Raw genomic sequence first — 10,769 nt, forward strand, 5'->3', positions numbered from 1 at the left:
GGTCTACTTCCGCACCACCGAGCCGCCGGGCACGATCATCGTCTCGACCGCCGAACGTCACCTTTATCTGGTGCAGCCCGGCGGGCGCGCGATCCGCTACGGCATCGGCGTCGGCCGCGACGGCTTTCAGTGGCAGGGGCTGGTGACCATCACCAACAAGAAGGAATGGCCGGACTGGACGCCGCCGCCGGAGATGATCCAGCGCCAGCCCTATCTGCCGCGCTTCATGGCCGGCGGCCCCGGCAATCCGCTGGGAGCGCGCGCGATGTATCTCGGCACCACCGTCTACCGCATCCACGGCACCAACCGACCCGACACGATCGGCACCAAGGTGTCCTCGGGCTGCTTCCGTCTGGTCAACGCCGACGTCGCCGACCTCTACGATCGCGTTCCCGTCGGCACCAAGGTGGTCATCCGGCAGAAGCCCGAGCTCTAAGGTCATGATCCCGGCATGATCGCTTCGGACGGCCATAGCGCGCCTTGCGCAAACGCGCCCGTCCGGATCCGGATCATGCTCTCCGTCCTCGCCTGATTTCTTTTCCCGGTTTTTCGAGAGAGCAACATGATGCGCACTTTTCGTGGCGGCCTGCTGATCGGGCTCGCCCTCGCCGTGCTGATCGCCGCCGGCGCGATCATTTATGAATTCTACGACACCCGCACCTTGAAGCGCACGGTTCGCCGCGGCGAGGTGCTGTGCGGCGTCAACAAGGGCCTGCCGGGCTTCTCGATCCCCGACGACAAGGGCAACTGGACCGGCTTCGACGTCGATTTCTGCCGCGCGGTGGCCGCCGCGATCTTTAACGACCCCGGCAAGGCGAAGTTCATCGCGCTCGACGCCAACGAGCGCTTCAAGGAACTGCAGAGCCGCAAGGTGGACATCCTCTCGCGCAACACGACGTGGAGCATGGCGCGCGAGCTCGACTACGATTTGTATTTCCCGGCGGTGGCCTATTACGACGGCGTCGGCTTCATGGTGCCGCGCGCGCGCAACAAGGAGACTTCGCTGGAACTGGCCGACAGCAAGATCTGCGTGCAGAACGGAACCACGACGACGCTCAACGTCGCCGATTACTTCCGCGTCAACAACATGAAGTATGAAGAGGTGAAGTTCGATAATCTCAACGACGTCGTGAAGGCCTACGACAGCGGCAAGTGCGACACGTTCTCCGCCGACGTTTCTCAGCTCTATGCGCTGCGCCTGACCATGAGCAAGCCCGACGATCACCTGATCCTGCCCGACGTCATCTCCAAGGAACCGCTCGCCCCCGTCGTGCGCCAGCGCGACGACGACTGGATGATGATCGTGAAGTGGACGCTGTATGCCATGATCAACGCCGAGGAACTGGGTGTGACCTCGGAGAATATCGACGAGGCCTTGAAGTCGAAGAAGCCGGAAGTGATGCGCCTCGTCGGCACCGAAGGCCGTTACGGCGAGCAGCTCGGCCTCACCAAGGACTGGGCGGCGCGCATCATCCGCCACGTCGGCAATTACGGGGAGATGTACGACCGCAACATCGGCGAGAAGTCCAAGCTGAAGATCCCCCGCGGCATGAACCAGCTGTGGAACGCCGGCGGCGTGCAATACGCGCCGCCGATGCGGTAAGGGGCGTTTCCGGCGAAGCGTCGTAGGGTGGGTTAGCGAAGCGTAACCCACCATGCTTCCGCGTATACCGAACGAAGTTGGTGGGTTACGCTTCGCTAACCCACCCTACGAGAGCGCCTCAATACCCCCGCGCCCGTGCCAGCTGCTCGGTGTGGTAGTTGGCATCGCCGAACAGCTCCTCGCACACCCGCGCGCGCTTCATGAAGAAGCCGATGTCGAACTGGTCGGTCATGCCCATTCCGCCATGCATCTGCACGCCTTCCTGCACCGCGCGCGTGGCGGTGGTGCCGGCGCGGGCCTTGGCGACCGCGACGGCGGCTGCGGCCTTGGCGACGTCGGCGTCCAGCGCCTGCAGCGCCTTCATGGTGGCGGCGCGGGTGATCTCGATGTCGACATAGAGTTCGGCGGCGCGGTGCTGCAGCGCCTGGAATTCGCCGATCAGCTTGCCGAACTGCTTTCTGCTCTTGAGGTACTCGACGGTGCGGTTGAACACTTCCTCGCTGAGACCGACCATCTCGGCGGCGACCGCGCCGCGGCCGATGTCGAGAACGCCATCGAGCAGGAAGGCGGCCTGATCGACCTCGCCGAGCACGCTGTCGGCCGTGACCTCGACATTGGCGAACTCGATCCGCGCGGCGTTGTGCGCATCGACCATGATGGTGCGTTCGATCGCCACGCCCTTTGTTTTGGGATCGACCAGGAACAGCGTCAGGCCCTCGCGCTCACCGGCCGATCCGGCCGTGCGGGCGGCGACGATCAGGAGGTCGGCGACGTGGCCGTCGACCACCAGCGCCTTGGCGCCGGAGAGCTTGAAGCCGTTGCCGGCACGCACGGCTTGAAGGCTGGTCTGGAGCGGACGATGCTTGGCGCCCTCGTCGATCGCGAGCGTCGCGAGCAGCGAGCCGCTCGCGATCTTCGGCAGGTATTCCGACTTCTGCGCGGCATTGCCGCCGTGGTTGAGCGCGGAGGCCGCGACCACGCTGGTGGCGAGGAAGGGCGAGGGCATCAGCGTGCGGCCGATCTCTTCCATCACGACGCCGGCCTCGACATAGCCGAGACCGCTGCCGCCGAACTCTTCCGGCACGAGGAGACCGGCAAAACCCATCTCGGCGAAGGCGTGCCACAGCTCTTTAGAGAAGCCGATCCGGTCCTTGCTGTCGCGCAGATGGCGCAGGTGCGACACCGGCGCTTTGTCGCTAATCAGCCCGCGCGCGCTGTCGCGGAGCATAGATTGTTCTTCGGTGAGGACGAGGGCCATGTGCGTGTTTTCCGGTTCGAAATCTATGTTGGTTCGTCATTCCGGGATGCGCCGCAGGCGCAGGCCCGGAATCCATACTCCCGATTGGTGGTTATGGATTCCGGGCTCGCGCTACGCGCGCCCCGGAATGACGGGTGGTGAAAGCGTCGCTCACGCCCCCGGCAAATCCAGAATGCGCTTGGCGACGATGCCGAGCATGACCTCGGACGTGCCGCCTTCGATCGAGTTCGCCTTGGTGCGCAGCCAGGCGCGCGGCTTCGCGCCTTGCCCTGAACGCTCGCTCTCCCATTCCAGCGCATCGACACCGCCGGCCGACATCAGGATCTCGTGGCGACGCTTGTTGAGCTCGGTGCCGTAATATTTCATGGCCGAGGAGAAGGCCGGATGCGCCTGTCCCGCCTTGGCGAGATCGACCGCGCGTTCGGCGCAGGCAGCCAGCGCGGCTTCATCGACATCGAAGCGCGCGATCTCGCCGCGCAGCATGACATCGTCGAGCCTGCCTTGCCCATCGGTGCCGACGGTGTCGGCCGCGATCTGGCCGAGCGGACGGCCGACGCCGCGCTCGCCCATACCCGAGATCATCGCGCGCTCGTGCTGGAGCAGATATTTGGCGACGTCCCAGCCGCGGTTGACGGTGCCGACCACGTGCGACTTCGGCACGCGGACATTGTCGAAGAAGGTTTCGCAGAACGGCGAATAGCCCGAGATCAAGAGGATCGGCTTGGTCGAGACGCCCTTGGACGTCATGTCGAACAGGATGAAGCTGATGCCGTCATGCTTCTTCGCCGCGGAATCGGTGCGCACGAGGCAGAAGATCCAGTCGGCGTAATTGGCGTAGGAGGTCCAGATCTTCTGGCCGTTGATGATGAAGTCGTCGCCGTCGCTCTCGGCGCGGGTCTGGAGCGAGGCGAGATCGGAGCCGGCATTCGGCTCGGAATAGCCCTGGCACCAGCGGATCTCGCCCGCGGCGATCTTCGGCAGATGCTCCTTCTTCTGCGCGTCGTTTCCGTACTTCAGGAGCGCCGGCCCGAGCATCCAGATGCCGAAGCTCGACAGCGGCGGACGCGCGCCGATCCGTGCCATCTCGGCGCGCAGCACCTTATGCTCGGCGGCGCTGAGGCCGCCGCCGCCATATTCCTTCGGCCAGTCGGGCACGGTCCAGCCCTTGTCGCGCATGCGCTCGAACCAGACGCGCTGCGGCTCGGACGAGAACTTGGCGTTGCGCCCGCCCCAGAACACGTCGGCATCCGAGGTTGCAGGCTTGCGCATCTCGGGCGGGCAGTTGGCTTCCAGCCAAGCGCGCGTCTCGTTACGGAATGTCTCGAGCTCGGCGGTCTCAGTGTCGCTCATGGTCGTTTCCATCAATCAAAAGACTTGTTGGGGACGACTCTGGGCCAAGCCCCCGCGGAATTCAACCACTTCCGCGAGCCGCAGTCGGCTATAGTCACGGCAAGACGGTGCTTGAAAACAAAGAGGAAACGAGGATGCGCCTGAAACTTCTTTCGCCTGGCGAAATGAACGAGAGCCAACGGCAGACCTATGACGAGTCGATCGCGGGCAAGCGCGGCAAGCCGCCGCCGCCGATGATGGCCTGGCTCAACAGTCCGGAGATGGCGCGCCACGCCACGCGGCTCGGCGAGGTCATGCGCTTCGACACGATCTTCCCGGCCAGGCTTTCGGAGATCGCGATCCTGGTGACGGCGCGGCACTGGACGGCGCATTACGAATGGTACGCGCACAAGCGCCTCGCGCTCGCCGGCGGCATGAAGGGGGAGATCATCGATGCGATCCGCGACCGCCGCACCCCCGACTTCGACGATCCCATGGCGAAGATGATATACGATCTCGCGAAGTCGCTGCACGAGGGCCACGGCGTCGAGAAGGGCCTCTACGACGAGGCGGTGAAGCTGCTGGGCGAGCGCGGCGTGGTCGAGGTGATCGGTCTCTGCGGCTATTACACGCTGGTGTCGATGACGCTGAACACGTTCGAGTTCGACCTGCCCGAGGGCGAGGTGTCGGAACTGGCTTAGAGCGAGTGCAGCCGGTGTTCACCTCTCCCCAGCCGGGAGAGGTGGACCTCTGCCCGGCGCTGACACCAATTGGTCTCCGTTCGGAAACGATGGGTTTCGGGATCGGCCCGTAGCGCGCTCCCCGCGCCGAACTTATGTCCATGCCTTCAAGGGAGCATTCACATGTCGGATAACCAGGCGATTCCCGCCGGCACCAGGATCGGCCACGTCCACCTCAAGGTCGCCGATCTCGATCGTGCGCTCGCCTTCTATTGCGGCGTGCTCGGCTTCGAGCTGATGCAGAAGATGGGCTCGGGCGCGGCCTTCATTTCGGCCGGCGGCTATCATCACCACATCGGGCTCAACACCTGGGAAAGCAAGGGCGGCTCGCCGCCGCCGCCCGGCACGACCGGCCTCTATCACACCGCCATCCTCTATCCGACGCGGCCGGCGCTGGCGGATGCGCTGCACCGGGTGCTCACGGCCGGCATTGCGCTCGATGGCGCCAGCGACCACGGCGTCAGCGAGGCGTTGTATTTGCGCGATCCTGACGAGAACGGCGTCGAGCTGTATTGGGACAAGCCGAAGGAGCAATGGCCGCTCGGGCCGGACGGCAAGCTCGCGATGTTCACCAAGCGGCTCGATGTGGAGGGTTTGCTGAGGGAACGGGAGGCGTGATGCCGTAGGGTGGGTTAGGGGAAGCCGTAACCCACCCTGCTTCAACAAATGCAGAACAAAATTGGTGGATTACGCCTTCGGCTAATCCACCCTACGAGAGCCTGCCCTTGGCTTCCCTCGCACCATGATCAGCGCAGCCGCGGCCACCTCCAGTACGACACAGAGATAGAACGGCAGCGTGTAGCCGCCGGACCAGTCGCGCAAGGCGCCGACGACGCCGGGGCCGAACGCGTAGGTGACCTGGTTGATCGCGGTGTTGAGGCTGATCAGCACGCCGAACGCGGCGCTGGCGAACTCCCGCTGCACGATCAGCGACGGCAGCGTGATCAAATTGCCGACCGAGAAACCGAACAAGGCGCAGGCCGCGATCAGCACGTAGTCGTTTTGCAGGTTGATGACGACGAGGAGCGCAGCGGCCTGGCTGAGGAACGACAGCGCGGAGGCCAGGCGCTGGTTGAGGCGGTCGATCGCCAGCGAGAACAGCACCCGGCCGACCACCGCCATCGCGGTCAGCACGGCGACCGCCACGGCGGCGCGCTCGCGGCCGATCACGGGATCCAGGAACGAGATCAGGTGGACGATGAAGCCGACCTGCGCGAACAGAACCAGGGCGAAGGCGATGGTCACCGCGAGGAAGCCGACGTCCCGCAGCGCCCAGGCGCGGATCTCGGTCGACGATTGCGGCTTCGCCTTCGCTGCCGCGTGCCAGCCGTGGTGTTCGGGCGGACGGCCGACGGCAAGCAGGATCACCGGAAGGAGCAACACCAGCATGGTGACGGCCGTGGCGTACATCGCACTGGCAAAGCCGACATGGCCGATCAGCATCACCAGCAGCGGCACGCCGACGATGCCGCCGAAGCTGGCGCCATTGAGCGCGAGGCTGATCGCCATGCCGCGCTTCTGGTCGAACCACAAGCTGATCGTGTTGGTGATCATGGCGAGACTGGTGCCGGCCCAGCCGAAGGCGAGCACGGCATCGGCGAGATAGAGCTGCCAGGGCTCGCGCACCGTGCCGATCGCGACCGCGGCCGCCGCCATCGCCAGCGTGCCAACGACCAGGCAGAGCCGCGGGCCGTATTTTCGAACGGCTTCGCCGACGAAGACGACGAGCAGCGCGCCGAAGAGATAGAAGAACGTCGTGCCCGACGAGATCAGCGACGCCGACCAACCATGGGCGCGCTGCAGCTCGGCGACGTAGACGCTCTGGCCGTAGAAGCCGAGGCCCCAGCCGAAGGTGGCGAGCAGGAAGCAGACCGCGACGATGCGCCAGCCTTCGTAGCGGAGCGAGGATTCGTCGATCTTGGGCTGTTGAGGGTCATCGAGCATGCGTTGCTTCCCCACCGTCATTCCGGCGCGATGCGAAAGCATCGAACTATGGTGCGCAATTGCGCAGCTGAGACTCTCGAGATTCCGGGTTCACCCTTCGGGTGCCCCGGAATGACGGCAACATTTGAAGCCGTCGATGGCCGGAACAGGCCGGCCATGACGACATCTAACCGACCCTCACCCGAAAATCACTTCGACGGCGATCGAAGCGTCAACGCTGCTGACAGCCTCCCGCCACTCACACCGCGTCGGGAAACTCGCCCATGGCGGCCTCCAGCCGCGCCCTGCGGCGCTTCGCCCAGGAGACCAGCGAGAGCACAGCGAGACCCAGCACGACCGGCGGGAACACCACGAGGTTCACCGCGGACCAGCCGTAATTGGCGAGCAGCTGGCCCGAGGAGAACGAGCCGATCGCCATCATGCCGAACACCAGGAAATCGTTGAAGGCCTGCACCTTGTTGCGCTCCTGCGGCCGGTGCGTCTCCAGCACCAGCGCGGACGCGCCGATGAAGGAGAAATTCCAGCCTACGCCGAGCACGACGAGCGTGGCCCAGAAATGCATGGCGGTGAGGCCCGACAGGCCGATGCCGGCCGCGCCCGCTTCCAGCAACAATCCGGCGGCCACGATCTTGGGCGCACCAAAGCGGGCGATCAGCGAGCCCGTGAAGAAGCTCGGCCCGTACATGGCGACGATGTGCCATTGGATGCCGAAATTGGAATCGGACACCGACAGGCCGCACAGCTTCATTGCGAGCGGCGCCGACGTCATCACCAGGTTCATCATGGGATAGGAGATCACGCCGCACAGCGCGGCCGCGATGAAGCGCGGCTGCGTCACGATGGTTAGCAGCGGCCGTCCGCCATCCAAATCGGCCGGTGCCGGCTTGGGCATGTCGACGCCAGCGACGATGCCCATCGCCACCAGCGCGACGGCGGCCTGCACCAGGAAGCTGAAGGCAAACAGATAGGGCTGCCAGACGTCCATGGTCCATTGCACGAGCTGTGGACCGAGCACGCCGGCGAACACGCCGCCCGCCATCACCCAGGACACCGCCTTGGGACGGTACGCCGCGCTGGCACCGTCCGCGGCGGCGAAGCGATAGGATTGCGCCACGGCGCCGTATAGGCCGCCGAGGAAGGTTGCCAGGCAGAACAGCACGAACGAGCCGCGCAGGATCGCGAACGAGCCGAGCAAGCCGGTGAGCGTGCCGAGACCCGTGCCGATGACGAAGGCGGCGCGGCGGCCGAAGCGGCGCGAGATCGCGCCGGTCGGCAGCGTGCCGGCGGCAAGCCCGACCACATACATCGAGATCGGCACGGTCGCGAGCGACATGTCGGGCGCGAGCGTGGCGCCGACGATCGCGCCGGTGGCGAAGATCACGGCCGAGTTGGCGCCGGTCAACGCCTGCGCGGCGGCAAGGCGCACGACGTTGGCGCGCACGCGGGCATCGGCGGCGATCTCATTGGCAGCAGTGACGTCCAGCATCGGCATTTCCGCCCCAACGGGCTTTCAAGGGGAATTTCATAGGCCTTGTTGATTCGCGGCACTATGGAGAGGCGGGAGAGAGCGGGCAACCGGCGCAAACGGGCGCGGGCCATGCCCCTGACGCAATCGGCGGGATGATAACGGCGCGCGAGCTTGACGGCTTGCGCTCGATCAAATCCTATCCGCCGCGATATTCCCGGGAGTTACGTTTCATGTCCGTCGACGACAGGCCCACGCTCAGCGCTCCCGACGACGATCCCTGGCTGTGGCTGGAAGAGATCGAGGGCACGCAGGCGCTTGATTTCGTCGAACGGCAGAACAGCCTGACGCTGCAGGCCTTCGGCGGCGCAGCCTTCGAGCGCGACCGCGATCTGCTTGCCGCGATTTATGACCGCCCCGACAACATTCCCTATGTCAGCCGGCGCGGCTCGGACCTGCACAATCTCTGGAAGGACACCACCAACCCGCGCGGCCTGTGGCGGCGGACTTCGCTGGCGGAATTTCGTAAATCCACTCCCGCGTGGGACATCATGCTGGACATCGATCAGCTCGCAAGCGACGAAGGCGAGGACTGGTTGCTGAGCGGGATCGCCACGATGCCCGCAAGCTCGCGCGCCATTCTGAGCCTGTCGCGCGGGGGCAGCGATGCCGTGACGCTGCGGGAATTCGACTTGGAGACGAAGCGCTTCTTGACCGACGGCTTCACGCTGCCGGAAGCGAAGGGCGGCGTCGACTGGCTCGATGCCGACACGCTGCTGCTGTCGAGCGCCCATGGCGAGGACATGGCGACGAGCTCGGGCTATGCGCGGACGGTTCGGCTGTGGCGGCTCGGCCAGCCTGTCGATCAGGCGGAGGTGATCATCGAGACCGCGGCCGATCACATGGTGATCCACGGCATGGCCGACGACACCGGACCCGAGCCGCGCGTCTGGATCGTCGACCAGATCGACTTCTTCAACGGCGCGATCTGGCTGCGCGATGCGGACGGTCGCATGACGAAGCTCGATCTGCCGACCGGCGTCTGGATGCAGGCGCATGGCGACTGGTTCGCGATCAAGCTGCGCGAGGACTGGACTGTGGAGGGGAGAACCTATGCCACAGATAGCGTGCTCGGCATCTCGCTGGCGGCATTCCTGGACGGCAGCCGCAATTTTGTCGTGCTGTTCGAGCCGGCACCGCGTCGCGCTTTGCAAGGCCTGTTCTGGACGGCGGGCAAGCTCGTGCTCTCGATTCTCGACGAGCTGCGCCCCCAATTCGAGGTCTGTACACCATCCGCCGCGGGCTGGAGCCGCGAGACGCTGCCGGGGCTGCCCCGGATCGGCGTCGTCGACGTCTGGACGCTCGATCGCCATCCCTCCGAAAGCAACGGGGATCTGCTCGCCAATGTACAGGACCCGCTCACGCCGCCATCGCTACTGCTGATCGAGCGCGGCGTCGCCAGCCCGATCGTGCTGAAGCAGGCGCCAAAGACATTCACCGCCGAGGGCCTCACAGTGACACAGCACGAGGCGGTCTCGGTCGACGGCGAGCGCATTCCCTATGTGCAGACGGGGCCCGCCGGGGAGACCGGCGATGCGCCGGTCTATATGAGCGCCTATGGCGGCTTCGGCCTCGCGGTGAAGCCGTATTACAACGCCTCGCTAGGCAAGCTTTGGCTGGAGCGCGGCGGCACGACGGTGCAGGCGAATCTGCGCGGCGGCGGCGAGTTCGGGACGCGCTGGCACGATGCCGGGCGGCTCGCCGGCAAGAAGCTCTCGCACGACGATTTCGCCGCGGTCGCTGCCGATCTCGTCCGGCGCGGCGTGACGCAGCCGAAACGCATCGCTGCGCAGGGCGGATCGAACGGCGGCATCCTCATCACCAACATGCTGGTGCGCTATCCCGAACGCTTCGGCGCGCTGTTCTGCACCATCCCGCTGATCGACATGCGCCGCTACACCAGGCTACTCGCGGGCGCGAGCTGGATCGCCGAATATGGCGACCCCGACAAGCCCGAGGAATGGGAATGGCTGAAGGCCTACTCGGCCTATCACAATGTGAAAGCCGGCCAGCCCTATCCGCCGATCCTGATCGCGACAACGCGGCGCGACGACCGCGTCCATCCCGGCCATGCCCGCAAGATGGCGGCAAAGCTTCAGGCGATGGGTTACGAGGCCTGGTTCTACGAGCCGGCCGCCGGCGGCCACGGCTACGGCAAGGACAACAAGGAGCGCGCCAGCTTCGAGGTGCTGGGCTATCGGTTCTTGAAGGAGAAGATCGGGTGGGGGGATGGGGAGACGTGACGGCGTCTTGATCGCATCAGCGCGAGCCCGGCGACCGGGTTCTTGCCTCTCCCGCTCGCGGGAGAGGCCGACGCGCTCGAAGAGCGCGGCGGGTGAGGGCTTTCTGCTCTAGGGGATTGTCCCGTTG

Annotated in this window: 9 protein-coding genes; 5 read left to right on the forward strand and 4 right to left on the reverse strand. The window is 65.5% G+C overall.

What is annotated here, in order from left to right; genetic code table 11:
- On the forward strand, positions 1-436 hold a 436-nt coding region (locus tag JHD07_RS20680; RefSeq protein ID WP_291625281.1), incomplete at its 5' end, for a L,D-transpeptidase.
- 129 nt (positions 437-565) lie between these two features.
- Positions 566-1,603 (forward strand): amino acid ABC transporter substrate-binding protein, encoded by a 1,038-nt coding sequence (locus tag JHD07_RS20685; RefSeq protein ID WP_291625297.1) that lies wholly within the window; start codon positions 566-568, stop codon positions 1,601-1,603.
- Positions 1,604-1,721: 118 nt separating this feature from the next.
- On the opposite strand, the gene JHD07_RS20690 is transcribed toward JHD07_RS20685, so the two are convergent.
- Complete coding sequence (locus tag JHD07_RS20690) at positions 1,722-2,861, reverse strand: acyl-CoA dehydrogenase (RefSeq protein ID WP_291625282.1); 1,140 nt, start codon at positions 2,859-2,861, stop codon at positions 1,722-1,724.
- Positions 2,862-3,011: 150 nt separating this feature from the next.
- Complete coding sequence (locus JHD07_RS20695; RefSeq protein ID WP_291625284.1) at positions 3,012-4,211, reverse strand: acyl-CoA dehydrogenase family protein; 1,200 nt, start codon at positions 4,209-4,211, stop codon at positions 3,012-3,014.
- A gap of 134 nt (positions 4,212-4,345) precedes the next feature.
- On the opposite strand from JHD07_RS20695, the gene JHD07_RS20700 reads away from it, so the two are divergent.
- Both JHD07_RS20700 and JHD07_RS20705 read left to right on the forward strand, forming a co-directional pair.
- A complete protein-coding gene (locus JHD07_RS20700) occupies positions 4,346-4,891 on the forward strand; it encodes a carboxymuconolactone decarboxylase family protein (RefSeq protein ID WP_291625286.1) in 546 nt (181 codons plus the stop codon).
- 162 nt (positions 4,892-5,053) lie between these two features.
- Entirely contained in the window at positions 5,054-5,548 is a 495-nt protein-coding gene (locus tag JHD07_RS20705) for a VOC family protein (protein WP_291625288.1), read from the forward strand.
- An 81-nt stretch (positions 5,549-5,629) separates the two neighbouring features.
- Here JHD07_RS20705 and JHD07_RS20710 read toward each other — a convergent pair whose 3' ends face one another.
- Both JHD07_RS20710 and JHD07_RS20715 read right to left on the reverse strand, forming a co-directional pair.
- The gene (locus JHD07_RS20710; RefSeq protein ID WP_291625291.1) at positions 5,630-6,874 is read right to left on the reverse strand and encodes an MFS transporter; all 1,245 of its coding nucleotides are present in this window, start codon (positions 6,872-6,874) and stop codon (positions 5,630-5,632) included.
- Positions 6,875-7,112: 238 nt separating this feature from the next.
- Positions 7,113-8,360 carry an MFS transporter gene (locus tag JHD07_RS20715; protein ID WP_291625293.1) on the reverse strand — a complete coding sequence of 416 codons (1,248 nt, stop codon included), beginning with the start codon at positions 8,358-8,360 and terminating at the stop codon, positions 7,113-7,115.
- Between the two features lie 212 nt (positions 8,361-8,572).
- On the opposite strand from JHD07_RS20715, the gene JHD07_RS20720 reads away from it, so the two are divergent.
- On the forward strand, positions 8,573-10,642 hold the full coding sequence (locus tag JHD07_RS20720) for a prolyl oligopeptidase family serine peptidase (protein ID WP_291625295.1): 2,070 nt from the start codon (positions 8,573-8,575) through the stop codon (positions 10,640-10,642).
- Positions 10,643-10,769: the final 127 nt, after the last annotated feature.

Origin of the sequence: Bradyrhizobium sp., from assembly GCF_016462955.1 — a bacterium.
In the GTDB taxonomy this organism is placed as follows: domain Bacteria; phylum Pseudomonadota; class Alphaproteobacteria; order Rhizobiales; family Xanthobacteraceae; genus Bradyrhizobium.

Excerpts from the sequence above, each read along its gene's own strand:
- JHD07_RS20685 (WP_291625297.1), top strand. The coding sequence starts at position 566 with ATGCGCACTTTTCGTGGCGGCCTGCTGATCGGGCTCGCCCTCGCCGTG.
- JHD07_RS20710 (WP_291625291.1), bottom strand. The coding sequence starts at position 6,874 with ATGCTCGATGACCCTCAACAGCCCAAGATCGACGAATCCTCGCTCCGC.
- JHD07_RS20695 (WP_291625284.1), bottom strand. The coding sequence starts at position 4,211 with ATGAGCGACACTGAGACCGCCGAGCTCGAGACATTCCGTAACGAGACG.
- JHD07_RS20715 (WP_291625293.1), bottom strand. The coding sequence starts at position 8,360 with ATGCTGGACGTCACTGCTGCCAATGAGATCGCCGCCGATGCCCGCGTG.
- JHD07_RS20690 (WP_291625282.1), bottom strand. The coding sequence starts at position 2,861 with ATGGCCCTCGTCCTCACCGAAGAACAATCTATGCTCCGCGACAGCGCG.
- JHD07_RS20720 (WP_291625295.1), top strand. The coding sequence starts at position 8,573 with ATGTCCGTCGACGACAGGCCCACGCTCAGCGCTCCCGACGACGATCCC.
- JHD07_RS20700 (WP_291625286.1), top strand. The coding sequence starts at position 4,346 with ATGCGCCTGAAACTTCTTTCGCCTGGCGAAATGAACGAGAGCCAACGG.
- JHD07_RS20705 (WP_291625288.1), top strand. The coding sequence starts at position 5,054 with ATGTCGGATAACCAGGCGATTCCCGCCGGCACCAGGATCGGCCACGTC.